The organism is Micromonospora tarapacensis (assembly GCF_019697375.1).
GTDB classification, from domain to species: Bacteria; Actinomycetota; Actinomycetes; order Mycobacteriales; family Micromonosporaceae; genus Micromonospora; species Micromonospora tarapacensis.
In genome coordinates, this window is record NZ_JAHCDI010000004.1 from 4,892,986 (window position 1) to 4,918,014 (window position 25,029).

Below are 25,029 nucleotides of genomic sequence, written 5' to 3' on the forward strand. Positions count from 1 at the left end.
CTCAACGCTCGTCCTCGATGTAACGGGGGCGGGCGATCAGCACTCCCGCGCCGGTCTGCACCATGAGCGCGACCAGCAGGAAGCCGATCGGCGCGACCCACCCGCCGGTGGCCTCGTAGAGGATCCCGACCAGCAACGGCCCGAGCGCCGCGATGACGTACCCCGTGCTCTGCGCGAAGGCCGACAACGCGACCGTCCCGTCGGCGGTGCGGGCCCGCAGCCCGATGGTGGTCAGGATGAGCGGGAAGGCGCCCTGCCCGAACGCGAGCAGCACCACCCAGAGCACCGCCGCGTCGCGGGGCGCGAACGCCAGGCCCAGGTAGGCCAGGCTGGAGGCGGCGGTCAGCGCGAAGATCAGCGGGCGCAGGGTGCCCAGCCGACCGGCCAGCGCCGGCATCAACAGCGCGATCGGCACCCCGAGTGCGGTCACCCCGGCGAGCAGCAGTCCTGCGTCCTGCGGGCGGAAACCCGCGTCCCGGAACAACTGGGCCAACCAGCCCATGATCGCGTACCCGCTCAGCGACTGCGCCCCGAAGTAGGCCGCCATGGCCCAACCGAGCCGGGTGCGTGCGGGCCGGATAGCCGGCCGGGCCGCGGTCGCGGCACCCGCGTCGCCCGCCGCGCGGCGGTGCGGTTCCGCAGTGCGGCCGGCAGCCACGGGAGTACGGCCACCGCCGCGAGCCCCGCCCAGACGCCCAGCCCGGCCCGCCAGGAGCCGAAGGCGTGCGCCACCGGGACCGCGGACGCGGCGGCCACCGTCGTGCCCACCGTCAGCGCCATGGTGTACGCCCCGGTGACCAGCCCGGTGCGGTGCGGGAAGTGCTGCTTGACCAGCATCGGCAACAGGATGTTCGCCACCGCTATCCCGGCCAGCGCGAGCGCGCTGGTGAGCAGGAACACCACGGTGGAACCGGTGAGAGCCCGCAGCACCTGCCCGGTGGCGAGAGCCAGCATCGCCAGCACCAGCAGCCGGGCCGGGGAGAGCCGGCGGACCAGCCACGGGGTGGCCGCCCCCAGCGCGGCGAACGCGACGGTGGGCAGGGTGGTGACGAAGCCGGCCATCGTGCCGGACAGGGCCAGCCCGACGCGCACCTCGTCGAGCAGCGCGCCGAGGCTGGTGACGGCGGCCCGCAGGTTGAGCGCCACCAGCAACATCCCGGCCAGCACCAGCAGCCCGCCGGCGCCCCGGGACGGCTCGGCGACCCGGAGCGGCTCGGCAAGCGCCGTCTCGCCGGCGGTGGTGACGGGGATGGCGGAGCTGCTGCCGGCGGCTGGCGGGGTCATGATCTCGAACCTACAATCATGGGATGAATCTCGGCGAGAGGGTGTAACCAGTGCCACCACGGGTTGATTCCGCCACCGCTCCGCCCCGGGGCCGGCGGGTACGGGAGACGATCGCCCAGCTCCGTCGGCGGATCATGGACGGCGAGTGGCCGGTGGGCGGCCGGATCCCGACCGAGCCGCAACTGGTCGAGGCGCTCGGCGTGGGGCGCAACACGGTGCGCGAGGCGGTCCGGGCCCTGGCCCACGCCGGGGTGCTGGAGTGCCGGCAGGGCTCCGGGACCTACGTGCTCTCCACCGACGAACTCGCCCCGGTGGTGGCCCGCCGACTCACCGACGACCGGATGGCCGAGGTGATCGAGGTACGCCGCGCCTTCGAGGTGGAGGCCGCGCGGCTCGCGGCTCGCCGGCGTACCCCGAGGACCTGGCCGCCCTCGACGGCGCGCTGGGCGCCCGCGAGGCGGCCTGGCGCGGCGGCCGGGTCGACGAGTTCGTGGCGGCCGACGCCGCGCTGCACACCGCGGTGGTCGCCGCGGCGCACAACGCCATGCTCGCCGAGCTGTACGCCTCGATCGGCGCCGCGATGCGCGGCACCGTCGCCCACGCCATGGGCGACGCGCTGACGCCGGACCGACACGTCGACCACGCCCGGCTGGTGGCGGCGATCAGGGCCGGTGACCCGGAGCTGGCCGCCCGGGAGGCCGGCGCTTTCCTGGAGCCCTCGCCCGGGGCATAGGTTGTCCCCGACAAAAACGGGACACCTCGGGAGTACGGATGATCAAAGGCTTCAAGGACTTCATCATGCGCGGCAACGTCGTCGACCTCGCGGTCGGCATCGTCATCGGCGCCGCGTTCACCGGCCTGGTCACGGCATTCACCAACTCGTTCCTCAAGCCGATCATCAACCTGGTCGGCCCAGGCCCCGCTGGCGACGGAGCCCAGTTCAGCCTGGGAACCGAAAACCCCGTCACCTGGGGTCTGTTCCTCAATGCACTGATCACCTTCCTGCTCACCGCCGCAGTGCTGTATTTCCTGGTCGTGTTTCCGATGAACCGACTCGCCGAGCGCCGGCAGCGGGGCGAGGAGCCGCCGCCGGCCGCGCCGAGCGAGGAGATCAAGCTGCTCACCGAGATCCGGGACGCCCTCGTCGCCGCCGGCCGGACCAGCCCCGCCCAGCAGCGCGGCGCGCTGGACGACGCGCTCGGCCGCCGGGAGGAACCGCCCACCGCGCGCTGAATCCGGCAGCCGCACATCGGCCCCTGCGGGAATCCCGCAGGGGCCGTCTCGTGTCGAACACATGTTCGATAGAGTCCGGCCATGGAGCAGCGCAAGCACTGGTGGAACGGGAAATGGGGGCGGCTGGCCCGGCGGGACGTCTTCCTCCGGGCGGACGCCGACCGGTGGCACGTCGAGCAGCGGGCCGGCGGCGCCGAGGGGGTCTCCCGGTTCTACGAGTACGACACCGTCGACGACGCCGAGGAGACGGTACGCGCGCTGCTCCAGGGCACCGACACCTGGCGCGAACTCTCCCCCCGCCCTCCGTCCGGCTGGACCCGCTGACGGCGTTTAGCGGAAGCGGGGTGAGGGAACCGCGCGAGCATGGAGCAGCAGGGCATCGATCAACAGACGACCGTCTCGCGGGTCACCACCGGCATGCGGGTGGTCGACTCGGCCGGCATCGACGTGGGCACGGTGGACCTCGTCCAGCGTGGCGACCCGAACGCGGTGACCGTGCAGGCACCGACCACCGACCCCGGCAGCAGCCTGGACGAACTGATCGAGTCAGCGACCGTGGAGGAACCGGACGTACCCGCGGACCTGGCCGCCCGGCTGCTGCGTACCGGCTACCTGAAGGTCTCCACCGACCTGGTGCCCACCGGCGCCGTCTACGTCCTGGCCGACCAGATCGCCACCGTCACCCCCACCGAGGTCCGCCTCAACGCCCTCGCCACCACCCTCCCCCCCGAAGACTGACCCCACCCCCGACTGTGTTGATCATGAGGTTGTCGGCTCGGCAAGCGCTTTCCTGGCCCGACAACCTCATGATCAACCATTCGGTTCGGGTGGGGGTCGGTCAGTTGTCGGCGGGGGCCGGCGCGGGCAGCCGCTGCCGTACCGCCCAGAGCGCCACCTCGGTACGCGAGGCCGAGCCGGTCTTGCGCAGCAGGTTGGACACGTGCACGGTGACCGTCCGCACCGAGATGCCGAGGGCCCGGGCCACCTGCTTGTTCGACATCCCGGCGACCAGACATTCGAGCACCTCGGCCTCCCGACCGGTCAGGCCGGGCGAGGCCGCGGGCAGGCCGCCGGCCGGAGGCGGGTCGTCGAGCGGGGACGGGTCGTCGAGCGGGGACGGGAGCCGGGGCGCCGGCGAGGACGACGGCGATCCGGGCGGGGCGTCGGGCGGGAGCGGCGGGGCGAGCAGCGCCTCCGGCTCCTGACCGGAGTGCGCGGCGAGCAGTTCGGTGAGCGCGTACGGGTTGCCGCCGGTGTGCTGCCAGACCTGCTGCACCAGCCGGGCCACGGGGGTGCGGCCGGCGTACACCTGGGTCAGCACCTCGGCGACCTCGGCGGGGCGCAGCGGCCCGAGGTGTTGGCGCACGACGCCGCGTACCCCGCAGAGGCGGGCCAGGGCGCGACCGGTGAGTTCCGGTGCGACCGCGTGTGCCGCGGGCCTCGTCGCCACCACCAGCAGGGCCGGCAGCCCGGCGGCGGTGGCCAGTTCGCCGACCAGGTTGAGGCTGGCCGGGTCGAGGGCGTGCAGATCCTCCACCACGAGCACGGCCGGGCCGGCACCGACCAACGCCCGGACGGTACGCACGGCGAGACGGAGCAGGGTGCCCGGCGCGTAGCGTTCGCGGGGCGCGGTGGGCTGCTGGGCGAGCCAGGCCAGCGCATCGGCCGGGAGGTCGAGCCGGCCGGTGTCGCGTCCGCTCAGCACGGCGGCCAACCAGTCGTACGGGGCGGGGCTGTGCACCCGGGCGGCTCCGCTGAGCACCACCTCCGGTCGGGGGGTGAAGCCGTCCAGCGCGGCGGCGACCAGCAGGCTCTTGCCCACTCCCGCGCCTCCGGTGACCACCGCGACGGCCGGTGAGCGGCGGCGACCGACGACCACGGTGGACCAGGCCCGGTCCAGCTCAGCCAGCTCAGCGATGCGCCCGACCATGGACACCGGCAACATTCCTCAACCCTACGCAGTAGTGCGTAGAGACGCGGGAAGGGTCTTCTTGGCAAGCTTGACCCATGACGCTGATCCTCCGCTCGGCCATCCTCAACGACATCGGTCTGGTCCGGACCAACAACGAGGACTCCGCCCTCGCGGGCGAGCGCCTCGTCGCGGTGGCCGACGGCATGGGTGGGCTGCCCGCCGGTGAGGTGGCCAGCGAGATCGTCATCCGGATCCTCGACGAGCTGGTCCCACCGACCTCGCCGGACGCCGCAGTCGAGGCGCTGCGAGCCGTGGTGAGCACGGCCAACCAGCGCATCCACGCCGCGATCGCCGCCGACCCGGCCCGCGACGGCATGGGTACGACGCTGACCGCGGCCCTGCTCGCCGGGGACACGCTGGCGCTCGCCCAGGTCGGCGACTCGCGCTGCTATCTGCTCCACGAGGGGCGGCTGCGCCAGCTGACCCGGGACGACACCTTCGTGCAGGCGCTGGTCGACCAGGGCGCCCTCTCCCCCGAGCAGGCCCGGCACCACCCACAGCGTTCCCTGGTGACCCGCGCCATCCAGGGCGCGGACGCGCCACCGACGATGGGTCGGGTGACCGTCGTCGCCGGTGACCGGCTGCTGCTGTGCAGTGACGGCCTCTCCGACTACGTGGTCGACGAGGCGATCGCCGCCACCCTCGGCATGCACGCCGACCGCCAGCAGTGCGGCGAGCAGTTGGTGAAGCTGGCCCACCAGGCCGGCGCACCGGACAACGTCACCGTCGTGATCTCCGACGTCACCGCCGGCTGACCGCACGGGCCGCGATCGCACCGGCCGAGCCCTTCCGCGCCAACACTAGGTAGTTGTGTCATCTAGATAGCACCACTAGGGTTCGGCGGGTGGATTCCGACCGCCGTGGGCAGTGGCTGCGCGGGGTGCTCGACCTCTGCGTGCTCGCCCTGCTGCGCGACGGCGAGTCGTACGGCTACCAGCTCGCCCAGTCACTCGACGCCGCGGGCGTCGGACCGATCCAGGGCGGCACGCTCTACCCGGTGCTGTTGCGGCTGCAACGCACCGGACTGGTCACCGCGAAGTGGCGCACGGGCGGGTCGGGCCCTGCTCGCAAGTACTACCAGCTCACCGACGACGGGCGGGCGGCGCTCCAGCACGGCGGCAAGGCCTGGTTGGCGTTCGTGTCGCCGGTGACCGGCATCGTCACGAAGGGGGTCGAGGGGTGAACGCCGACGACTGGCTGCGGGCGTTCGCGGCCGAGCTGCACCAGCGCCGGGTGGCGGTCGACACCGCCCGGCACGTGGTCGCGGAGGCCGCCACGCACCTGCGCGACGGCGGGGGCGATCCGTGGCTGGTCTTCGGCCCACCGCAGACGTACGCCGCCGCGATCGTGGAGAGCGTCGGCACCGCGCCCGGCCCCGGCCCGGCCCGGTCCGGCTGCACGCCCGAGGCATCACCAAGAGATACGGGCGGCGCCCGGTGCTGCGCGACGCGTCACTGACCGTACGGGCCGGGCAGATCGCCGCCGTGGTCGGCGCGAACGGCTGCGGCAAGAGCACCTTCCTGCGGATCTGCGCCGGCCTGGTCTCCCCCGACGCCGGCGAGGTGACCGTCTCCGGCCGGCTCGGCTACTGCCCGCAGCAGGGCGGCACCGCCGACTTCCTGCTGCCCGACGAGCATTTCGTGCTGGTGGGTGCCGGTCAGGGCGTGCCGCGGGGGCCGGCCCGCCAGGCCGGTCGGGCGGCAGCCCGACGCCTCGGCTGGGACGCCGGGGAGGCCGTGCTCGCCCGGCACCTCTCCGGTGGCACGCGGCAGAAGCTGAACCTCACCATGTCCACCCTCGCCGAGCCGGACGTGCTGCTGCTCGACGAGCCGTACCAGGGCTTCGACCAGGGCAGCTACGTCAACCTCTGGGACCAGCTGATCCGGCTGCGCGACGACGGGCGAGCCATCGTCGTGGTGACCCACCTGCTCAACCAGCTCGACCGGGTCGACGTGCTGCTCGACCTGACCCCCGCCGAGCAGGGCGGCCGATCGTGAACCGGCTGGTCACCGTGGCCGAGATGACGCTGCGGGAACTGGCCCGCCGCCGGGGCGTACTCCTGCTCCTGCTGTTGATGCCGTTGACCTTCTGGTTGATCCGGCGGGACGCCCACGTCGGGCAGTCGATCCGCGCGCTGCTGCTCGGCATCAGCTGGGCGGTCAGCACCGCCGCGCTCTTCGCCACCAGCGCCGCCCGCGAGTTGGAACCCCGGCTCCGGCTCACCGGCTATCGGCCGCACCACCTCTACGTCGGCCGGATGCTCGGCCTGTGGGCGCTCGGGCTGGCGATCTCGGTGCCGTTCTTCCTGCTCACCGTCTTCGACGCAGCCAACCTGCGGTACGGCGGGATCGCCGTGGCGATGCTCTGCTGCGTGGCGGTGGCCGCGCCGTTCGGCATGCTGATCGGCGCTCTGCTGCCCCGGGAACTGGAGGGCACCCTGCTGCTGCTCACCGTGGTGGCGATGCAGATGCTGCTCGACCCGGCCGACGCGGGGGCGAGGCTGACCCCGTTCTGGTCCAGCCGGGAGATCGCGACCTGGGCGGTGGACCACACCGACGACGGCTACCTGGCCCGGGGCTTCCTGCACGGGCTGGTGGTCACGGTGCTGCTGATCGTGACGGTCGCGGGCGTGTTCGCCGTCCGGCTGCGCCGCCGCCGGCACCTGCACCACGTCCCGCTCCCCTGACAGTGCGCCCGGGGCTCGCTTGTGCGGCCCACTGCTCCTAGCATCACGGGGTGCGCCTGAGACTGTTCGCCGCCGTGGTCGCATTCGGCGTCGCCATCCCCGCCCTGACCGCCTGCGGCCCGTCCGTCCCACGCGCCGATCCGCGCGCCGGCCAGCCGGCGGCGAGCGGCACCGACCCGGATCCCGCCTCGCCGACGGCCGGGCAGGACACGCCGGGTGGGCAGACCACCCCGCCCGCCCGTACCGGCCTGGGTGGCCCCAGCCCCAGCGCCAGCGCCAGCCCGAAGCCACCCGCCAGCCCGCAGGGCGTACGCGACACCGGCAACCCGACCGGCCGGGTGTCCGTGCCGGCGGCGGCCCAGGCGGTCGACACCTCGCGGCCGACCCGCACCATCGGCAACGGCTCCCCGGCCAGTTGCACCTCCACCGCCGTGGTCCGGGCGATCGCCGCCGGTGGGATCATCACCTTCGACTGCGGCCCCGATCCGGTGACCATCCAGATGGCGGCGACCGCCAAGGTCCGCAACGCCAACGGCCCGAAGGTGGTGCTCGACGGCGGCGGCAAGGTCACCCTCAGCGGCCAGGGCAAGCGGCGCATCCTCTACATGAACACCTGCGACCCGGTGCAGGGCTGGACCACCTCGCACTGCAACGACCAGGATCACCCGCAACTCACCGTGCAGAACCTCACCTTCGCCGACGGCGACGCCACCGGCCAGCGCACCGACGGCGGTGGTGGCGGGGCGGTCTTCGTCCGGGGCGGCCGGTTCAAGGTGGTCAACTCGCGCTTCGTCGACAACCGTTGCGACCGGACCGGCCCGGACCTGGGCGGTGCCGCCCTCCGGGTGCTGGACCAGCACGACGACCAGCCGGTGTACGTCGTCAACAGCACCTTCACCGGCGGGTCCTGCGCCAACGGCGGCGCGCTGAGCAGCATCGGGGTCTCCTGGGTGGTGCTCAACAGCGTGCTGCGCGACAACGAGGCGGTCGGCGACGGCGCCAACCCGGCCCGTGCCGGCACGCCGGGCGGCGGCAGCGGCGGGGCGATCTACTGCGACGGCGACAGGTTCTCGCTACGCGTCGCCGGCACGGTCATCGAGGGCAACGACGCCAAGGAGGGTGGCGGGGCGATCTTCTTCGTCAGCAACAACCGCACCGGCACCCTGCGGATCGAGAATTCGACGCTGCGCCGCAACCCCAGCCACGGCTTCGAGACCTACCCCGGCATCTTCTACCTGGGCTCCGGCAAACCCACCTTCGCCTCCGCCACCATCCGCTGACCGCCCCGGCGGGTCAGTAGGGGTTGCCTTGGCCGGCGGGGCGGGCTCTGAGCAGGGCGGCGGGGCGACCGGGAAGGCTGGGCGCGGCGGACAGGGGTGGGCCGGCCGCGTGGGCGTGCTCGGCCATGCCGGCGAAGAGTTCCCGCAGCGCGGTGACCGAGTCGACGCGCGGCTGCCAGCCCAGCTCGGCGCCGGCCCGCGCACTGGACATCAGTGGCGCGTTCAGCGCCAGTTCCACCCAACCGGCGTCGACCGGTTGCAGCCGGGCCCGCCAGGTCAGCGCGGCGGCGGCCCGCAGCACCGGCGCGGCCACCGGCACCGTCCAGCCGTGGAAGTGCCGGGCCACCAGCTCCGGCGTCAGCACCGGGTCCGCGGCGACGTTGAAGGCACCGCGGGCGTCACCCAGGATCGCCCGGGCGTACGCGTCGGCCACGTCGTCGGCGTGCACCGCCTGCATCCGCAGCCGCCGGTTGGCCGGCACCAGCGGCAGCCGGCCGTAGCGCAGCAGCCGCACCGGCACCAGTGGCCCGAGAAAGTAGCGGGTGATCTCGGTGCCGGCGTCCCGCTGGAAGATCAGCCCTGGGCGCATCCGCACCAGCCGCAGCGCCGGGTGGCTCCGCTCGATCCCGTCGAGCATCTCCTCCACCGCCGCCTTGTCCCGGCTGTACGACGACCCGGGCACCCCGGTCGTCGGCCAACGCTCGCTGATCGGCAGGTCCTTCGGGCCGGGCGCGTACGTGCCGACCGACGAGGCGTACACCAGGGCCGGAACCCGGGCCCGCAGCACCGCGTCGATCACCGCCCGGCTGCCGCCCACGTTTGTGCGACGCAGCACATGCCGGTCGTGGCTGGGCTGGATCTGCCAGGCCAGGTGCACCACCGCGTCGGCACCGGCGAAGACGCCGGCAAGCTCGTCCGCCGCACCCGCCAGGCCGATGTCGCACGAGTACCACCGCGCCCCGTCGTACGGCTCACCGGTCCCCGCGTGGGGCAGCCGCCGCGCCACCCCGACGATCTCCAGGTCGCGCTCGCGCCGCAACCGACGCAGCAGCGCCCTACCGGCGTTCCCGCTCGCCCCCACCACCACGATCCGCATGCCCGGTCCGTACCCGGTCAGCCGCTTCCCAAGCGTGCCCGCCGATCGTGGCCAGCTATCGGGCGAGCAGTGCGCCGATCAGGCAGGCGAAGGCAACGACCGAGCTGACCGTCCGGACCAGGTTCCAGCGCACCCACGGCACCTCGAACCGCCGCCGGATCGCCGCCAGGTCGGTGATCCCGTCGACCGACCCGGCGGCGTCCAACTGATTGTTGAGCGGCACGTTGCACCGTCCCGTCACGCCAAGGGTGACGAGGTGACCGACCAGCGCGGCGACGAGCCAGCCGAACACCGCACCGCCGGTGCCGAAATATCCGGCCACGGCCACCACGACCAGCAACGGCCCACCGAGAAACACCGACAGGAACCAGCCGTTGATGATCTTCCGGTTGATCGACTGCATGGTGCCGACCAGGGTCCGATCGTCCGTCGCGGCCAGACCCGGCATCACCGAACAGGCGTACGCGAAGAACAACCCCGCCACCAGCCCGGTGGCCAGGGTCCCCCCGGCCAGGACGGCGAGAAGAATCATCTCCGGCATGCTGGACCTCCAGGGGTGGTGGTGACGGCTCAGCCGATCCTGCCAGCCGACGTCCACCTCCCGACTCCATGCACCGGCCAGACCTGTCGACCCGACGCATCGACGCCGACCGGAAGCCGCGAACCCGCCCCCGTCGGTGTCCGGTAACCTGAGCGGACGGGCCGCTAGCTCAATGGCAGAGCTGTGGACTTTAATCCTTAGCAATTTCTGTCAGCAATGTAACGATCATGTACTGGTCTGCGAAAAATCGGCGTCTCTAATCCACATCGGACTGTGGATGCTCGTCGGCTGCTCGCCCGTCATGCAGGAATTTGCCCGCTACCCCGCGACAGGCGGGGTGGTGCGGGTTGGCCATGGGATGAGCATCGGTTTCCTAAGACGACGCTCTATCTGTATACAGAGGCCAACTACCTGCGGGTTCCTATTCTGTTTTCAGGTTAGCAGGTCGCACGTGCGCGTTGCTGTACTCGCTTGCCGAAGATCAGCCGAACGGGCGTAAGTCCTGCTTAGGCCATGCTTCGGCCGCTTCGACGCGTCCTCACCGAGATCCGGTGAAGGTGCCGCGCCGCGTCAGTTTACGGTGCCACGAGAGCGTGGGCCAGCAGCGTGGCGAGTTTGGCTGCGCGTGCCGGGTGGTGATGGCCGACCCAGAGAACTCGTCCGATGAGGTATTGAGCGAAGTCAGGGTGGTCGGTCCACTTCTACACGGCGAGGCCGGCGCGGGCGGCGTTGTGCAGGATGGCGCGGAGCCGGTCGCACTCGTCGCGACTCTGCCGGGGGCCCGCTCGGTCCCCGCGCGACGCGGTACCTTTCTCCTGACATCCGATACACCAGCACCCCGCGTACAATTCACATAAACCAACTCGCTCCCGTTAGGCATCAAGCATGGACTCGGCAGGCATATTTTTCGACTCGGATACCGAACTCTTTGTCAGTCGCTTCGAGGAGTTGCGCCCTGCATGTTATGAGCAAACGATACATATTGCAGAAGTTGATCTACGGAGGGGTGCCTTTCGGTCTGAGGGAGAAAGGGAAGTGGCGGGGCCTCAGGCTGAGGTGGTTCTCCGCGTCGCCATCAACTGTCATGAGAAAGCAGTCATGCGGTACGCAGAAGCCTTGTCGGCCGCCTCGTGGCTTTGGGCTCTCCGGCGAGTTCCGGAGCATTGCTTTCTGGGGTCAAGCCAAGGCTCCTGCCATGAGCGAAGGCACCTCGCCGAGGTATTTAGCAGCAAGTATGGGAAGCCTGCAACGCCAAGCTCAGGCAGAGCCCTCTCGCCGCCAGTGCTGGAAACCGAGCAAGTTGAGTCAGTGGCTCGATTTGTGGCAGCTGCAACTATTCTCTCACGATTGCATGCCATGTATAGAATGTGCGGCAAGGGAGCCGCTGTTCTACTTCGCAAGGAACAGATGCCCTTGGTCAAGGCATCCCCGGAGCTCAGCGCATCCGTGAAGCGTTACGAGGAACGTCGCAGTTTGCCGACGCCCCGCTCTGCTGGCAGGGCCGGCACAGTATTAGTTGAGGAGGTTGCGGAGGTAGGCGCAGGCACTGTAATCGGTGCCCCTGGAACCGTCCCACACCGCGCACGAGCCCTGCACCGCCGGCATTGGGGCACTGCTGTCAGCCGGCCGGCACGGCACGGCACCGGATAGGAGGCGCCGCCAGGCTTGGGGATCCGCCCCGCAGAGGCCTATTGAGGTGACGTATAGCGACTGCGGTGGACGGCTGTCTACCAGCGACGACGCCGATAAACCTGGACTTCGCGTACGGGCATCTCCGACCAGTGCAGTAGGCGGTCGACGACAGGGCGGGCCAGGTAGGGGGTGATCCGGTCGCGTTCGTGCTCTTCGGCGAACTGTTCGGCTCGCGCGGTTTCGCCAGCAAGGTCAAGCGCTTTGATGAGCTCTACGACGAGTAGGTCAAGGCGATGGTTCTCCGCCTCAGCGGCCGTGAGGCGTTCGTGGGCGGCGACCGCGCGATGGCCGCACCATTGCCGCAGAAGCTCGTGCTCGGGTCGGACGTGCTTGCGGTACCACCGATACTCCCATTCCGGACTGGACTGTTCACCCTTACGGACGGGGTGCGGGCCGCCGTGTTTGCACTTGTGGCGGGCCTCGACCTCCTCCTCGATCACATGCTCCAGGATGCTCTGCGAGTGAACGCGGCAGGCGACCTCCGCGATCATGACGGTGCCGGCGGGCGAGACAACCGTGCCTTCACCAGTGGTGAACCACTGCACCTTCGCGGGGACCTCCTCGACCGGCACTCGGAGGATTTCTGTCAGCCTCGTGCGGTCCTTGATGACTGTCGCGTTCTCGACCGGACGCCAGTCCAGCTCCGCCACATCCTCGGGGATGAGGGCAGAGAAGACGGTGTAAACCGCGCTTCGTTCGACGGAGTCGAGTTCGAAGTCGTCGATGCGCTGCCAGCCCGCCTGTTGGGCATCATAGGCTTCGACACCCGACCAGCGGACTTTCAGCCGAGTCGACGGCACGGATTGCACACGGCGATCGCCGTCGAGAAACTCCACCTCGATGCTCGCCGTGACCTTCTTCGGCGTGACAGCCTTGATGCGCACGCGTTCCGACGGTGCGGTGTCTCGAAGGCGGTACGCCCATTCGTCACCGACGACGTACTGCGATGCATCGAACGCCACGTGAACCGCCCCTCGGATGCCGATCCTGCCCTGAGACAGTAGAGCTCGCGTGCGCAGTACCACTCTGGCGTCGACTGATGGCCGACGCCTGCAGGATGTTGAGAGCCTATGCCGAGGGGGAAGTCGTTGATATAACTGGCCGATGGTCGACATCGCCGCCCCGCTGAAATCGCACCAAGTCGAGGTGCTGCGCTGGGTAGAGGCTGGATGTCCCGACGCCGACATGCCCGGCGACGGCGCGAAACACACCGCGAGGGCGTTGCAGGGGCGCCGTCTGGTCACCGTGTCGCGTCGGGACGGCCGGTGGTCCGCCGCCCTGACCGAGCGGGGCCGCTACTACCTCGACAACGGCCGGTACCCGGTCGTGACCGGCACCGCGATCGCGACGGCCCGCACCCTTCCGGAGAACTCTTCCACACAGCCGGCCTCTGGCGGAGGGGGCCGCCAGCCGACGACGCGGCCGTCCGTGATTCAAGAAGCGACCGCGCTGATCGAGCGGCTCCAGACCAACGGCGGCACCGTGGTCGTGTCGGACCCGGACACCGACAAGCGTGCGAGCTATCGGCGTGCCATCCACGCCGCCAAGCAGCACAAACTCGTGCCAGTCGGCTGCGATCTCCGGCGCACTGGCCGCAACACCGGCGACCTCGTCATTCGCCTCTACTCGGCAGCGCAACCCTACGACACGGACTGGAACCGGCTACGGCTCAACCAAGGCGACATCCGCATCCCGCCGCCGGCCGACTACAGCGCTCTCGAACAGGACCCCACCAACCTGCAGGTAGCACCAGAATCGATACCCCGGGTGATTGGTCTGCTTCACACGCTCGACCATGCCGGGGCGGACCGCAAGTGCCGCGTCGGTGTCGACCGCACCACGAAGAACCCGAAACCGTTCCTCAAGTTCGGCAGCGCGCGGCGGTCGCTCGATATCTTCGAAGAGCACGACCAGGTGCCCCACGTGCTTACCGCCGACGAACGGCGAACGCGGCGACTCCGTCCCTGGGCAGACATTCCGGAGTTCGACAAGGTAGCCACCGGCCGTCTCCGGCTCGAAGTCAGGAAGTCCCAATCCGGCCAGCGCCTCGCCTGGCGCGACACCGCGACCAAGAGCTTAAAACAGCAGGCCGTCCGCATCGTCGCCGACATTATCAAGGCCATCAAAGAGCAGGAGCAGATTTCCGCTGCCTTCCGGCAGCGCGAGAAGGAGCGGCAAGCAGCGGCGAGACTTGCCGTGTGTCAGGGAAACCGACCAGCACGGTTCGGGAAGAGGCCGACGGAAAAGGACCCACACCATGGGCACCTCGCCGGCGGCCCACTTCACTCGGCGAGCGGCCTGGAGAAACGGGCCAGCGGCAACGCTGGAACCGCGCTCCAGGCCGACTCAACGCGGCGTTGCATCGGCTGCAGGCACGCCCGAAACGCCGGCGACGACGCCGGTGGTGGCCGAATCCCGACCACCTGCCGCGTCCCGGGCCGGGCATCGTGCCTGGCGCCTCGCCCGTGTCGGTCGCCGCTGGCTGCACCAGTGATGGGAAGCCCTCCGTACCGGCTGCCATGCCTGGGAATGCGCGAACCGGTGTCAGCGAGGATGATCGATGGACATCTTGTCCGTACAGGCAGCGGTGACCGCGCCCGAGAGGACAAAAACGTCGGCAGGGGTGCTGTGTCACCTTGTCCGGGCATGCGATCGGCGGCGGCCACATGACGTCGAGAGATGTCGACCGCTTCCGCGCGCGCGGCCATGACCTCCAGGTGGGCAGAAGGTGTCCTCCGCGTCCGGCCGAAAAGTCTGCGGCGTCGCGCATGTCATCGATGCTCTTCGTTGACAAAGTGTCCGGCGCGGTCGCTGAGCAGGGTCGGGACAGCTCGGTCACGCGCGTGTTCCTGACCTCGAGTGACACTGGCATCGATTGGCGACAGTCCCTCCCGTGGTGTCGGTGGTCAAACCGGCATGACATCCCTGCGCCGCATGAACGGGCGCGTCAACCGCACGCAGGCCATGTCCGCGCCGATCGGGTAGGGACATCTCCGCGGACACCATGTCATGGACCTGCATGAGTGCCTGACCGGCCGTCGCCGCCGCTGCGCGTGACACGTTGGCACCGCGGCCGAGCCGTCGGCGGACACGCTGTCGCAGCACCCGTGAACCGTCAGAGGGCGGTTCGAAGATCGTTGAGTTGATCTATGCGTTGTGCCCGGTTGGAGGCATTCCGGCAGGTTCGTCAGTGTTAGCGATGGTCGATGGCGTCGGATGTGAGTCTTGGTCGTGACCGTCGGGCGGCTGTGGCGTTAGCCCGGTCATGGGTGATCGAAAGCGGTATCCCAGCGATGTCACCGACGAGCAGTGGGAGCTGATCGGGCCGTTTCTGCAGGCGTGGAAGGCCAAGCGGGTCGCGGTGTCGGTGTCGGGTCAGCAGGGCGACTACGACCTGCGGGAGATCGTGAACGCGATCTTCTACCAGAACCGGACCGGGTGTCAGTGGGCGTATCTGCCGCATGACCTGCCGCCGAAGTCCGCGACGTACTACTACTTCGCCCTGTGGCGTGACGACGGCACCGACCAGGTGATCCATGACCTGCTGCGCTGCCAGGCGCGGGAGAAGGCCGGCCGCGCCGAGGATCCGAGCGCGGTGGTGCTGGACACCCAGTCGATCCGCGCGGCCAACCACGTGCCCGCGGCCACGACCGGCAAGGACGCCAGCAAGAAGGTTCCGGGGCGTAAGCGAGGCCTGGCCGTGGACGCGTTGGGGCTGGTCATCGCGGTCGTGGTGACCGCGGCGTCGGTCACCGACAACACCATCGGCATCCGGTTGCTCGACAAGGTCACCACGCACACCCCGACGGTCACCCGCGCGTGGGTCGACGCCGGGTTCAAACAGGACCTCGCGCTGCACGGGGCCGTCCTGGGTGTCGACGTCGAGGTCGTCAAACGCTCCGACACCCGGCCCGGGTTCGTACCGATCCGCAAACGGTGGATCGTGGAACAGGTCAACGGCACCCTGATGCTGCACCGACGCCTCGTGCGCGAGTACGAAAGCCGCCCGGAGTCATCGGTGTCCCGCACCCTCTGGGCATCGATGGCCAACATGGTGCGCCGGCTCACCGGCACGAGCACCCCGTCCTGGCGACACCGATGAACCTGACCACGGTCCTCGACCTGATCACCGAACGCGAAGCCGCCACCGACCAGACCGCGGCCCGGCTCCGCGAACAGATCAACGCGCTCACCGGCGAACTCGCCCGCGTCGAGGGCGAACTGGCCGACCTGGCAACCACCCGCACCACCCTGCGCGCCGTCACCGCCGCCGAGTTCACCGCCGACGACCCGACCATCGCCAGCGCCCCCTACCAGCAGATCCTGCACATCCTCGGCACCACGCCCACCGGCATGCGCGCCAAGGACATCTGCCTCGCGCTCGGCGTCGAGCCCTCACCGAAACACGTCGAAGGCACCCGCGCGAAGCTGAAACGCATGGTCAACCGCCAAGTCCTGACCGAAGACCAGCCCGGAGTGTTCGCCCTTATCCCGAAACGGACCTAAACCTCCGAACCGCCCTCTCACAGGATCGGTTCGCGGGCGTTGTCAGTGGTGTTGGCGCCGTGTCACAGGTTGCGGGGTGAGCCGGTGTCAGAGGGCGGTTCGAAGATCGTTGAGTTGATCTATGCGTTGTGCCCGGTTGGAGGCATTCCGGCAGGTTCGTCAGTGTTAGCGATGGTCGATGGCGTCGGATGTGAGTCTTGGTCGTGACCGTCGGGCGGCTGTGGCGTTAGCCCGGTCATGGGTGATCGAAAGCGGTATCCCAGCGATGTCACCGACGAGCAGTGGGAGCTGATCGGGCCGTTTCTGCAGGCGTGGAAGGCCAAGCGGGTCGCGGTGTCGGTGTCGGGTCAGCAGGGCGACTACGACCTGCGGGAGATCGTGAACGCGATCTTCTACCAGAACCGGACCGGGTGTCAGTGGGCGTATCTGCCGCATGACCTGCCGCCGAAGTCCGCGACGTACTACTACTTCGCCCTGTGGCGTGACGACGGCACCGACCAGGTGATCCATGACCTGCTGCGCTGCCAGGCGCGGGAGAAGGCCGGCCGCGCCGAGGATCCGAGCGCGGTGGTGCTGGACACCCAGTCGATCCGCGCGGCCAACCACGTGCCCGCGGCCACGACCGGCAAGGACGCCAGCAAGAAGGTTCCGGGGCGTAAGCGAGGCCTGGCCGTGGACGCGTTGGGGCTGGTCATCGCGGTCGTGGTGACCGCGGCGTCGGTCACCGACAACACCATCGGCATCCGGTTGCTCGACAAGGTCACCACGCACACCCCGACGGTCACCCGCGCGTGGGTCGACGCCGGGTTCAAACAGGACCTCGCGCTGCACGGGGCCGTCCTGGGTGTCGACGTCGAGGTCGTCAAACGCTCCGACACCCGGCCCGGGTTCGTACCGATCCGCAAACGGTGGATCGTGGAACAGGTCAACGGCACCCTGATGCTGCACCGACGCCTCGTGCGCGAGTACGAAAGCCGCCCGGAGTCATCGGTGTCCCGCACCCTCTGGGCATCGATGGCCAACATGGTGCGCCGGCTCACCGGCACGAGCACCCCGTCCTGGCGACACCGATGAACCTGACCACGGTCCTCGACCTGATCACCGAACGCGAAGCCGCCACCGACCAGACCGCGGCCCGGCTCCGCGAACAGATCAACGCGCTCACCGGCGAACTCGCCCGCGTCGAGGGCGAACTGGCCGACCTGGCAACCACCCGCACCACCCTGCGCGCCGTCACCGCCGCCGAGTTCACCGCCGACGACCCGACCATCGCCAGCGCCCCCTACCAGCAGATCCTGCACATCCTCGGCACCACGCCCACCGGCATGCGCGCCAAGGACATCTGCCTCGCGCTCGGCGTCGAGCCCTCACCGAAACACGTCGAAGGCACCCGCGCGAAGCTGAAACGCATGGTCAACCGCCAAGTCCTGACCGAAGACCAGCCCGGAGTGTTCGCCCTTATCCCGAAACGGACCTAAACCTCCGAACCGCCCTCTCAGAGCTACCGCAGGCGCGTGTCACAAGTTCTGTCAGCGTCTCACAGGGCAGGTCAACCCGCCTTTGTCAGAACCTATTTCATCAATCACAGTCGATTAACGTCCTCTTGTCCCCGCCTCTGTCAGAGGTCGGGGAACGGGCGGTGATCGGGGTTCTGAGCAGCTCTGTCAGAGGCTTGTGAGCCCGCTGTGGCGGAATCGATGTCACCGCTCGCCGCGACAACACCGGCGACGTCATCGAATCCCTTCGCTGTCACAGGAGTTTTGACATGAGCGTGTCCGACGCTACGGACTGGCCCACATCCGCCCTTGACGCGGCGGCGACTGCCTTCGCCGCGCTGACGTGCGACCCCGCCCCACTGGTTCTCGACTGCGCGGCGTTCGGTCCCGACACGGGTCTTCCGCAGCAGGAGGTGCCGCTGCCCGCGCTGCGGGACTGGCTGCTGCGTCACCCTCGCGCCTACACGGCGCGTGACGAGGTGTGGCGGGAACTGATCCGCCGTGCTCGGCTCGACGGGCCGCACTGGGTCGTCGCTGCGGTCGGCATGGCGATGCCTGCGCTGCAGCAGTACGCGGGCCAGTTGTGCGAGGGGTACAACGGGGACCCGGCGGACGTGGACGCCGAGATCCTGACCGGCTTCCTGATCGCGCTGCGCGACCGGGCGGACCTGACCAAGCCGGCGCCGTACGCGAGCCTGTGCAAGGCGGCGTGGCGGGCCGGGCGGGATCTTCGGCTGCAGCAGCAGGAGTACCTGCCGGTGGAGGACATCGAGCACGTCACCGCAGGTCCCCGCGCTCCAAAGGTGCCGTACGGGCATCCGGACCTGCTGGTCCGCCGTGCGGTGATCCTGGGAGTCCTCGATTCGGAGGACGAGCGGGCCTACATCGACGTGCGGCTCGGGCACCGGGCGATCGAGCCCATCGCCGCTGCGTCCGGCGTCAGCGTGGACGCTCTTCGTATGCGCCTGTCGCGCATCGACGGCCGCATCGCCGAGGCTCTCGCGGACGGACTGCTGACGGGGGTCGCGTCGCCGGAGACGGTGGCGCAGCTACGGCTGCAGGCCGGGCAGCGCAGCCAGCGGCGGGCGGGCCGTGCCGCTGCCCGCCGCGATGCCGCCGACCAGGCGCCGGTCGCGGCGGCTGCCTGACAATCTCCACCGCACCGACTCCAGCGGCTGTGGCCCGACGTGCACAACGTCGGGCCACAGCCGTTTCTGCTGGGGACCGGCACTGCCCGCTGTCAAGGGCTGTGAGCCTGGCCGACGCTCACACGACCACACACCCGGGCGGTTCCGAACCGCTGTGAGCCCCTGTCCTCGAACACGGCCCGTTGTGTGTGAAACCTGCCCTGACCTGCGCTGTGAGTCGTCGCCGCGCCCTGTGATCGGCTTGTGAGCGCGGCAAGTGTTCGCCACGGCTCACAAACCCCGGTTTGGGGGTGCGGGACTTCCCCGAGCCGTACCGCTCGCGGTCCCGCCCGCCGCCGGGCGACACGAGGAACGAATGCGATCCGCATGCCTCGGGTGCCGCGCCACGTTGATGCGCTGACACCACATTGATGACCGCAAACCACCCATGAGGGAGGACGAGCTCCTCCCGGGGCTCACGCGGTTCGTCCGCTCCTTCACCTGCGCCCGGCGGCGGTCCCTTCGGACCGCTTCGAGCAATCGCCACGCCTCGGTCACGCCGTTCGTTCGGCGCGTCCAGGGCGCGGCGGGAGGTGAACCTCAATGTCCCGCACCCCACTGTGCACCCTTTTGAACCAACCCGCCGCACGCGCGGTGCTACGCGCTGCCGTGCCGCTGGCCGGTGTCGGCCTGACCCTGGCCCTCCCGGCCGCCGCTCACGCTGATCCCGGCGACACCGTCCACCTGGCGGCGAACTCGCTGCCGGTGGTGATCGCCAACCTGCAGACCTGGATCATGGGGATCCTCGCCGCGATCGCCACCCTCTTCCTGGTCTTGGCCGGCGTGTACTGGGCCACCGCCGGTGGCGACCCGTCGCAGGTCGAGAAGGCCAAGTTGGCGCTCCGTAACGCCCTGATCGGGTACGGCCTGGCCGTCCTCGCGCCGATCCTGCTGCAGGTCATCCAGGGCATCGTCGGGGGCTGATCCGTCATGGGATGGATCCTCGACCAGGTACTTGACTGGCTCACCACGGCGATCCTGGCCTGCCTCACGGCGATCTTCGACCTCATCACCGGCATCCTTCTCACCACCCCGAAGGTCACCGCGCTTCCGCAGGTCCAGGCGCTCACCGGCCGATCGGTCTGGATCGTGGACACCGTCTTCGTGTTGGCGTTCGTCGCCGCTGGCGTCCTGGTCATGGTCGCTGGCGGCGACGAACAGTCCCGCTACACGGTCAAGGATCTCCTGCCGCGGCTGGTCGTCGGATTCACCGCTGCGCACTTCAGCCAGCTCGCCTGCGGCCAGCTCATCGACCTCGGCAACGGGCTGACCGGAGCGATCAGCGAGGACACCTACGACGGCGGCGGAGCGTTCACTGCGATCCAGAGGCACCTCGCGGCGGCGCAGGACGAGAGCGTCGCGCTGCTGTTCCTGGTGCTGATCCTGATCATCACGGTGCTGATCGTGACGACCGCGTTTCAGCTGATCGGCCGCTTCGTAGCGCTGCTGGTGCTGACGAGCGTCGCGCCACTGGCGCTGGCCTGCCACGCGTTGCCGCAGACCGAGCCCGCCGCCCGGCTGTGGTGGCGGGCGTACATCGGATGCCTCGCGATACCCGTCGCGCAGGCGTTCTTCCTCACCGCTGGCGAGCAGACGTTACTCGACCCGGACTCCATGCTGCCCGTGTTCGGGCTGCCCATCGACCCCGGCGGCACCCTGAACCTCATGGTCGTCGTGGTCCTGCTCTGGACCACCGTCCGGATCCCCACGCTGATGGGCCGCTGGGCGAGTCAGGGCGGAGGCGGCGGGAACGTGGTCGGCGCGGTCGTCCGCGTCGTCGTCGTACAGCAGCTCACGCGCAGCATCCCCGGACTCAACACGCTTCGGAAGGCCGTCAGATGACCAGATTCGAACCCGACCACTCGCCGACCAGGGCGCGCATGCCGTCGGACGTCGACGCCCCCGACAAGGTCGCCTACGGCTTGACGTTTCACCAGTTGGCGATCGTCGCCGCCGGAGCGCTTCTGTACTACGGCGCATGGCAAGCCTTGAACACGGTGGTCCCGGTACCGGTGCTCATCGGTGCTGGTGTGGTGCTGGGCGGGCTGGTGATCGGCCTGGCGCTCGGCCGCCGAGATGGTCTGTCGATGGATATCTGGCTGCTGCACGCGATCCGTCACACCCGCACCCCTCGGTCGCTGGCCGCCGCCGACGTCGGGGCGGATCCCGGTGCGCCGGATTGGGTCGAGACCCCGAAGAGCGGCCGGATGCCCCTGCCGGCACCGTTGCGGCTGCCCGCCGACGCCATCGACGACGACGGGGAGATCAGCCTCGGTAGCGCCCGCGCCGCGATCGTCGGCACCACCACGGTGAACCTCGCGCTGCGCACCCCCGACGAGCAGGCGGCCCTCATTGAGGGCTGGGGACGGTGGCTCAACAGCCTGTCCACACCGACGCAGATCGTCGTGTCGGCGCAGCCGGTCGATCTGGCGTCTCACAGCCGTGCGCTTGCCGCCGCCGCGGATGCCCAGCCGCATCCGCAGCTTCGCACGGCGTGCGCCGATCACGCCGACTTCCTCGGCGACCTCGCCTCGCGGCGCGACCCGCTGCGCCGGCAGGTCCTGGTCGTCAACCGAACGGCTGCGGGCGAGCGCACCGGTCACGCCGCTCGGCGCCGCGCCGACGACACCGTTCGGGCACTGGCCGGGCTCGGCGTCAGCCCCCGGGTGCTCGACGGTGCAGCGGTGACCGCCGCTCTGACCTCCGCCGCCGACCCGTACCGGCCGCCGCGCCCGGGCGGCCTCGCCGCACCCGATGCCGTCATCACCGCGAGCGCCCCAGCTCACACCCGCAGGAAGAGGAGGAAGTCATGATCCGGAGGAGACGCTCCGGCGGCGCGGCTATGGAAGCCCCGCCGGCCTCGCTGGAGTCGGCGGTCGCGCCGGCCACGGTCGAGGTCACACCCCGGTGGCTGCGCGTCGGCGACGGGTACGCCGCCACCCTGGTGGTGACCGGTTACCCGGCCGAGGTCGGGCCGGCGTGGCTGGAGCCGCTGTTGTCCTGGCCGGGCCGGCTCGACCTCGCGTTGCACATCGAACCGCTGCCGGCGCCGATCGCGGCATCGAGGCTGCGTAAGCAGCGGGCCCGGCTGGAGTCGTCCCGGCGGGCCGACTCCGAGCGGGGGAAGCTGGCCGACCCCTACGTCGACGCCGCCGCGCACGACGCCGGCGACCTGGCCGAGCGTCTCGCCCGGGGCGCGGCGAAGCTGTTCCGGGTCGGCCTTTATCTCACCGTCCACGCCCGAACCGAAGCCGAACTGCTGGAGGCGTGCGCGCAGGTCCGGGCCGCCGCCGCCTCGACCCTCCTGGAGGTGCAACCCGCGACCTGGCGGCAGCTCTCCGGATGGACCACCACCCTGCCCCTCGCCTCCGACGGGCTACGGATGCTGCGCACCATGGACACCCAAGCCCTGGCCAGCTCGTTCCCGTTGGCGTCGCCGGACCTGCCCGCGCCGCTGCCCGGCGACCCGCCAGCCACCGGTGGCGTCCTCTACGGAGTCAACCCCGCCAGCGCCGGGATCGTCTGGTGGGACCGCTGGACGCAAGAGAACCACAACTCCATCGTCCTCGCCCGAAGTGGGGCGGGGAAGTCGTACTTCGTCAAGCTGGAGATCCTGCGCAGCCTCTACCAAGGTGTGCAGGTCGCGGTCGTCGATCCCGAGGACGAGTACCTGCGGCTCGCCGACGCGGTCGGAGGCAGCGTCGTACGCCTCGGCCTCCCCGGCGTGAAGATCAACCCCCTGGACCTGCCGCTCGGCGACCGCCGACCGGACGTCCTCACCCGCCGTGGGCTGTTCCTGCACACGCTGATCAGCGTTCTGCTCGGGCATCAGCCGCCACCGGCGGAGCGGGCCGCGCTGGACCGCGCCATCCTCGCCGTCTACCGGGCCGCCGGCATCACGGCGGACCCAGCAACGCATCACCGGCCGGCCCCACTACTAGGCGACCTGGCCGAGACGCTGCGCGCCGACAACGACCCGGCCGCCGCGACTCTGGCCGCCCGGCTGGCGCCGTGGGTGCAGGGCAGCTTCGCCGACCTGTTCAACGGGCCGACCACCCAGACCCCGGTCGGGCACCTCGTCGTGTGGTCGCTCCGTCACCTGCCCGACGAGTTGCGCACGGTCGGCACGCTGCTCGCGCTGGACTCGATCTGGCGCACGGTCGACGCGCCGGGCGGGCCGCCGCAGCGGCGGCTCGTCGTGGTCGACGAGGCCTGGTTGCTGATGCGAGATGGCGAGGGCGCAAGGTTTCTCTTCCGCATGTCGAAGGCGGCACGTAAACGCAACGCCGGGCTGACCGTGGTCACCCAGGACGCCGCCGACGTGCTCGGCACGGATCTCGGCCAGGCGGTGGTGTCCAACGCCTCGACGCAGGTGCTGCTGCGGCAGGCGCCGCAGGCCATCGACGCCGTCGGGGAGGCGTTCGGGCTCACCGGCGGCGAGCGGCGGCTGCTGCTGTCGGCCCGCCGGGGCCAGGGATTGCTGATCTCTGGAGTGAGCAGAACGAGCTTCGAGTCCATCTCCTCGGAGGCGGAGCACGAGCTGTGCACCACGAACCCAGCCGAGTTGGCCGACCTCGACGAGGAGGACGACCTGTGACACCAACGACCGAAGCGTTCCGAGCGGCTCTCGCTTCGTTGCCACCAGCGCCCAGCCCCACGTTCGGGCCGGGCGCCGGCCCCGTTGCGCCACCCGCAGGACCCGGCACCGCCCTGGTCGACGCCGCCGTGTGGGCTACACAGCGGCCGTGGCTGGCCGGTGTCGCCGCCGGACTGCTGGCCGTCTGGGTCGCCGGCCGCAACCTGGTGGAGATCTGGCGGCACCGCCACCACGCCCACGGCGCACGCCTCGTGACGATCGCGCCGCCGCCGGAGGTCGACCCGCACAGCGCTGGCGCGTTGTGGGCGAACCTCGCCGGAGTGCTGACCCCGTCGCGGCGGCGGCGCCTGCTCTACGGCGCGCCGCACGTCGTGTGGCAGTACACCTGGTCCGGCCGGCAGTTGCTCATCTCGATCTGGGTGCCCGGCACCGTGCCGCCCGGGGCGGTCGAGGCGGCAATGCGAGCGGCGTGGCCCAGCTCGGCCACCACCACCGACGACAACCCGCAACCGCCGATCCCGCTTGAGGCGCACCCCGCCGCCGGTGGGCATTTGCTGCCCGTGTATGCGGAGTGGCTGCCGCTGGCCACCGACCACGACACGGACCCGCTGCGCCCGCTGATGTCCGCGGGCGCGCAGCTCAAACCCGGCGAGTACGCCTGCGTGCAGATCCTCGCCCGCCCCGCCAGCCCGCGCAGGGCGGCACGGGCCCGCCGGGCGGCCGGGCGGCTGCGGGCCGGCAAGACCGCCGTGCCCGCGATCAACCCGGCCGCGCCGGTGCTGTGGCTGCTGGACGCGTTCCTGCCCGGCGGTGGCGCCGGCCGCACCGCGGTGCCCACCGCCCGGCGGGACCCCACCGTCGAGCGCGACGTGCGGGCGATCCTCGACAAGACGGCGCACCCGCTGTGGCAGACCGGGATCCGGTACGCGGTCGCCACCACCCGCCGCCGGTCCGGCGCCGACCCGCTCGGTCGGCTGCGGGGCATCGCCGACACCCTCGCCTCGGCGTTCGCCATTCACACCGGCCGCAACCGGCTGACCCACCGTGCCCGGATGCCCGCGCCGGTGGCGGTCCTCTCCGCCCGCCGGCTCGGCCCTGGATTCCTCACCTCCGCCCCGGAACTCGCGGCACTCGCGGCACTGCCGCAGGATTTCGCCGTTCCCGGCCTCGACCGGGCGCGGGCCGCGTCGATGCCGGCGCCGGTCGCGGTTCCCGGTGGTGGGCGCGGGGTGAAGATGTTGGGCGACGCCGAAATCGGTGGCCACAGTGTGGGGCTGTCGGTGCCGGATGCGAGGTATCACATGCATGTGATCGGTTCGACGGGCTCCGGCAAGACCACGCTGCTGGTCAACATGGCCCTCGACGACATCAAGGCGGGGCGGCCCTGTCTGTCAGGCTGAGATGAGGCAGCCGTTCCCGGAGCGTTAGGCTTGCCGGGAGACAGGAAGAGGATCATCGT

The 25,029-nt window shown here is 70.4% G+C and carries 23 protein-coding genes and 3 pseudogenes; 21 read left to right on the forward strand and 5 right to left on the reverse strand.

The window, feature by feature from the left end; translation table 11 throughout:
- Nucleotide 1: 1 nt before the first annotated feature.
- Nucleotides 2–1,155 (reverse strand): annotated as a pseudogene (locus KIF24_RS28395) (MFS transporter).
- A gap of 179 nt (nucleotides 1,156–1,334) precedes the next feature.
- Here KIF24_RS28395 and KIF24_RS28400 point away from each other — a divergent pair.
- The 4 genes and pseudogenes from KIF24_RS28400 to KIF24_RS28415 all read left to right on the forward strand — a co-directional run bounded on the left by KIF24_RS28400 (nucleotide 1,335) and on the right by KIF24_RS28415 (nucleotide 3,255).
- Nucleotides 1,335–2,017, forward strand: a pseudogene (locus KIF24_RS28400) (FadR/GntR family transcriptional regulator).
- Nucleotides 2,018–2,055: 38 nt separating this feature from the next.
- The gene (gene mscL, locus KIF24_RS28405; protein ID WP_221086635.1) at nucleotides 2,056–2,517 is read left to right on the forward strand and encodes a large conductance mechanosensitive channel protein MscL; all 462 of its coding nucleotides are present in this window, start codon (nucleotides 2,056–2,058) and stop codon (nucleotides 2,515–2,517) included.
- Between the two features lie 81 nt (nucleotides 2,518–2,598).
- Complete coding sequence (locus KIF24_RS28410) at nucleotides 2,599–2,841, forward strand: hypothetical protein (RefSeq protein ID WP_221086636.1); 243 nt, start codon at nucleotides 2,599–2,601, stop codon at nucleotides 2,839–2,841.
- A 54-nt stretch (nucleotides 2,842–2,895) separates the two neighbouring features.
- Nucleotides 2,896–3,255, forward strand: a complete 360-nt coding sequence (locus KIF24_RS28415; protein ID WP_221087594.1) for a hypothetical protein — start codon at nucleotides 2,896–2,898, stop codon at nucleotides 3,253–3,255.
- Between the two features lie 100 nt (nucleotides 3,256–3,355).
- Here the strand turns inward: KIF24_RS28415 and KIF24_RS28420 are convergent, their stop codons facing one another.
- Entirely contained in the window at nucleotides 3,356–4,462 is a 1,107-nt protein-coding gene (locus KIF24_RS28420; RefSeq protein WP_221086637.1) for a helix-turn-helix domain-containing protein, read from the reverse strand.
- A gap of 62 nt (nucleotides 4,463–4,524) precedes the next feature.
- Between KIF24_RS28420 and KIF24_RS28425 the strand changes: the two genes are divergently transcribed.
- The 6 genes from KIF24_RS28425 (at nucleotide 4,525) to KIF24_RS28445 (ending at nucleotide 8,455) form a co-directional block, all read left to right on the forward strand.
- Complete coding sequence (locus tag KIF24_RS28425; RefSeq protein ID WP_221086638.1) at nucleotides 4,525–5,244, forward strand: PP2C family protein-serine/threonine phosphatase; 720 nt, start codon at nucleotides 4,525–4,527, stop codon at nucleotides 5,242–5,244.
- An 89-nt stretch (nucleotides 5,245–5,333) separates the two neighbouring features.
- Nucleotides 5,334–5,672 (forward strand): PadR family transcriptional regulator, encoded by a 339-nt coding sequence (locus tag KIF24_RS28430; RefSeq protein ID WP_221086639.1) that lies wholly within the window; start codon nucleotides 5,334–5,336, stop codon nucleotides 5,670–5,672.
- Complete coding sequence (locus KIF24_RS33610; RefSeq protein ID WP_230415948.1) at nucleotides 5,669–5,947, forward strand: hypothetical protein; 279 nt, start codon at nucleotides 5,669–5,671, stop codon at nucleotides 5,945–5,947. Before KIF24_RS28430 ends, KIF24_RS33610 begins: the two co-directional genes overlap by 4 nt.
- Nucleotides 5,926–6,486 (forward strand): ATP-binding cassette domain-containing protein, encoded by a 561-nt coding sequence (locus tag KIF24_RS28435; protein WP_331461312.1) that lies wholly within the window; start codon nucleotides 5,926–5,928, stop codon nucleotides 6,484–6,486. The genes KIF24_RS33610 and KIF24_RS28435 overlap by 22 nt, the downstream gene beginning before the upstream one ends.
- Entirely contained in the window at nucleotides 6,483–7,175 is a 693-nt protein-coding gene (locus tag KIF24_RS28440; protein WP_221086640.1) for an ABC transporter permease, read from the forward strand. Before KIF24_RS28435 ends, KIF24_RS28440 begins: the two co-directional genes overlap by 4 nt.
- 50 nt (nucleotides 7,176–7,225) lie before the next feature.
- Nucleotides 7,226–8,455, forward strand: coding sequence for a hypothetical protein (locus KIF24_RS28445; protein ID WP_331461313.1), 1,230 nt, complete (start codon nucleotides 7,226–7,228; stop codon nucleotides 8,453–8,455).
- Nucleotides 8,456–8,468: 13 nt separating this feature from the next.
- On the opposite strand, the gene KIF24_RS28450 is transcribed toward KIF24_RS28445, so the two are convergent.
- The 3 genes from KIF24_RS28450 to KIF24_RS28460 form a co-directional block, all read right to left on the reverse strand.
- Nucleotides 8,469–9,551, reverse strand: a complete 1,083-nt coding sequence (locus KIF24_RS28450) for an NAD-dependent epimerase/dehydratase family protein (protein WP_221086641.1) — start codon at nucleotides 9,549–9,551, stop codon at nucleotides 8,469–8,471.
- Between the two features lie 55 nt (nucleotides 9,552–9,606).
- Nucleotides 9,607–10,083: an anthrone oxygenase family protein gene (locus tag KIF24_RS28455; protein WP_230415949.1), complete on the reverse strand. Its 477-nt coding sequence runs from the start codon at nucleotides 10,081–10,083 to the stop codon at nucleotides 9,607–9,609.
- Between the two features lie 1,736 nt (nucleotides 10,084–11,819).
- A complete protein-coding gene (locus KIF24_RS28460; protein ID WP_221086643.1) occupies nucleotides 11,820–12,746 on the reverse strand; it encodes a hypothetical protein in 927 nt (308 codons plus the stop codon).
- A 142-nt stretch (nucleotides 12,747–12,888) separates the two neighbouring features.
- Between KIF24_RS28460 and KIF24_RS28465 the strand changes: the two genes are divergently transcribed.
- The 11 genes and pseudogenes from KIF24_RS28465 to KIF24_RS28515 all read left to right on the forward strand — a co-directional run.
- A complete protein-coding gene (locus KIF24_RS28465; protein ID WP_221086644.1) occupies nucleotides 12,889–14,454 on the forward strand; it encodes a hypothetical protein in 1,566 nt (521 codons plus the stop codon).
- Nucleotides 14,455–15,049: 595 nt separating this feature from the next.
- Complete coding sequence (locus tag KIF24_RS28470; RefSeq protein WP_221086645.1) at nucleotides 15,050–15,886, forward strand: IS5 family transposase; 837 nt, start codon at nucleotides 15,050–15,052, stop codon at nucleotides 15,884–15,886.
- Complete coding sequence (locus KIF24_RS28475; protein WP_221086646.1) at nucleotides 15,883–16,290, forward strand: hypothetical protein; 408 nt, start codon at nucleotides 15,883–15,885, stop codon at nucleotides 16,288–16,290. The genes KIF24_RS28470 and KIF24_RS28475 overlap by 4 nt, the downstream gene beginning before the upstream one ends.
- Before the next feature lie 237 nt (nucleotides 16,291–16,527).
- The gene (locus tag KIF24_RS28480; protein ID WP_221086645.1) at nucleotides 16,528–17,364 is read left to right on the forward strand and encodes an IS5 family transposase; all 837 of its coding nucleotides are present in this window, start codon (nucleotides 16,528–16,530) and stop codon (nucleotides 17,362–17,364) included.
- Nucleotides 17,361–17,768: a hypothetical protein gene (locus KIF24_RS28485; RefSeq protein ID WP_221086646.1), complete on the forward strand. Its 408-nt coding sequence runs from the start codon at nucleotides 17,361–17,363 to the stop codon at nucleotides 17,766–17,768. The genes KIF24_RS28480 and KIF24_RS28485 overlap by 4 nt, the downstream gene beginning before the upstream one ends.
- Before the next feature lie 287 nt (nucleotides 17,769–18,055).
- Nucleotides 18,056–18,934, forward strand: a complete 879-nt coding sequence (locus KIF24_RS28490) for a hypothetical protein (protein ID WP_221086647.1) — start codon at nucleotides 18,056–18,058, stop codon at nucleotides 18,932–18,934.
- A 582-nt stretch (nucleotides 18,935–19,516) separates the two neighbouring features.
- Nucleotides 19,517–19,897: a pilin gene (locus KIF24_RS28495; RefSeq protein WP_221086648.1), complete on the forward strand. Its 381-nt coding sequence runs from the start codon at nucleotides 19,517–19,519 to the stop codon at nucleotides 19,895–19,897.
- 6 nt (nucleotides 19,898–19,903) lie between these two features.
- The gene (locus KIF24_RS28500) at nucleotides 19,904–20,815 is read left to right on the forward strand and encodes a conjugal transfer protein TrbL family protein (protein ID WP_221086649.1); all 912 of its coding nucleotides are present in this window, start codon (nucleotides 19,904–19,906) and stop codon (nucleotides 20,813–20,815) included.
- A 38-nt stretch (nucleotides 20,816–20,853) separates the two neighbouring features.
- Nucleotides 20,854–21,786, forward strand: a complete 933-nt coding sequence (locus KIF24_RS28505; RefSeq protein WP_221087597.1) for a PrgI family protein — start codon at nucleotides 20,854–20,856, stop codon at nucleotides 21,784–21,786.
- On the forward strand, nucleotides 21,783–23,570 hold the full coding sequence (locus tag KIF24_RS28510; protein ID WP_407939972.1) for a VirB4 family type IV secretion system protein: 1,788 nt from the start codon (nucleotides 21,783–21,785) through the stop codon (nucleotides 23,568–23,570). Before KIF24_RS28505 ends, KIF24_RS28510 begins: the two co-directional genes overlap by 4 nt.
- Nucleotides 23,567–24,952, forward strand: a pseudogene (locus KIF24_RS28515) (type VI secretion protein); the annotation flags it as partial. The gene KIF24_RS28510 and the pseudogene KIF24_RS28515, both read left to right, overlap by 4 nt.
- Nucleotides 24,953–25,029: the final 77 nt, after the last annotated feature.

Bases quoted from the DNA above. Each gene is read 5' to 3' on its own strand.
- KIF24_RS28475 (WP_221086646.1), top strand. From the start codon at position 15,883: ATGAACCTGACCACGGTCCTCGACCTGATCACCGAACGCGAAGCCGCC.
- KIF24_RS28510 (WP_407939972.1), top strand. From the start codon at position 21,783: ATGATCCGGAGGAGACGCTCCGGCGGCGCGGCTATGGAAGCCCCGCCG.
- KIF24_RS28505 (WP_221087597.1), top strand. From the start codon at position 20,854: ATGCCGTCGGACGTCGACGCCCCCGACAAGGTCGCCTACGGCTTGACG.
- KIF24_RS28450 (WP_221086641.1), bottom strand. From the start codon at position 9,551: ATGCGGATCGTGGTGGTGGGGGCGAGCGGGAACGCCGGTAGGGCGCTG.
- KIF24_RS28410 (WP_221086636.1), top strand. From the start codon at position 2,599: ATGGAGCAGCGCAAGCACTGGTGGAACGGGAAATGGGGGCGGCTGGCC.
- KIF24_RS28490 (WP_221086647.1), top strand. From the start codon at position 18,056: ATGAGCGTGTCCGACGCTACGGACTGGCCCACATCCGCCCTTGACGCG.
- KIF24_RS28480 (WP_221086645.1), top strand. From the start codon at position 16,528: ATGGGTGATCGAAAGCGGTATCCCAGCGATGTCACCGACGAGCAGTGG.
- KIF24_RS28455 (WP_230415949.1), bottom strand. From the start codon at position 10,083: ATGATTCTTCTCGCCGTCCTGGCCGGGGGGACCCTGGCCACCGGGCTG.
- KIF24_RS28425 (WP_221086638.1), top strand. From the start codon at position 4,525: ATGACGCTGATCCTCCGCTCGGCCATCCTCAACGACATCGGTCTGGTC.
- KIF24_RS28485 (WP_221086646.1), top strand. From the start codon at position 17,361: ATGAACCTGACCACGGTCCTCGACCTGATCACCGAACGCGAAGCCGCC.
- KIF24_RS28465 (WP_221086644.1), top strand. From the start codon at position 12,889: ATGGTCGACATCGCCGCCCCGCTGAAATCGCACCAAGTCGAGGTGCTG.
- KIF24_RS28470 (WP_221086645.1), top strand. From the start codon at position 15,050: ATGGGTGATCGAAAGCGGTATCCCAGCGATGTCACCGACGAGCAGTGG.
- KIF24_RS28495 (WP_221086648.1), top strand. From the start codon at position 19,517: ATGTCCCGCACCCCACTGTGCACCCTTTTGAACCAACCCGCCGCACGC.
- mscL (WP_221086635.1), top strand. From the start codon at position 2,056: ATGATCAAAGGCTTCAAGGACTTCATCATGCGCGGCAACGTCGTCGAC.
- KIF24_RS28420 (WP_221086637.1), bottom strand. From the start codon at position 4,462: ATGTTGCCGGTGTCCATGGTCGGGCGCATCGCTGAGCTGGCTGAGCTG.
- KIF24_RS28500 (WP_221086649.1), top strand. From the start codon at position 19,904: ATGGGATGGATCCTCGACCAGGTACTTGACTGGCTCACCACGGCGATC.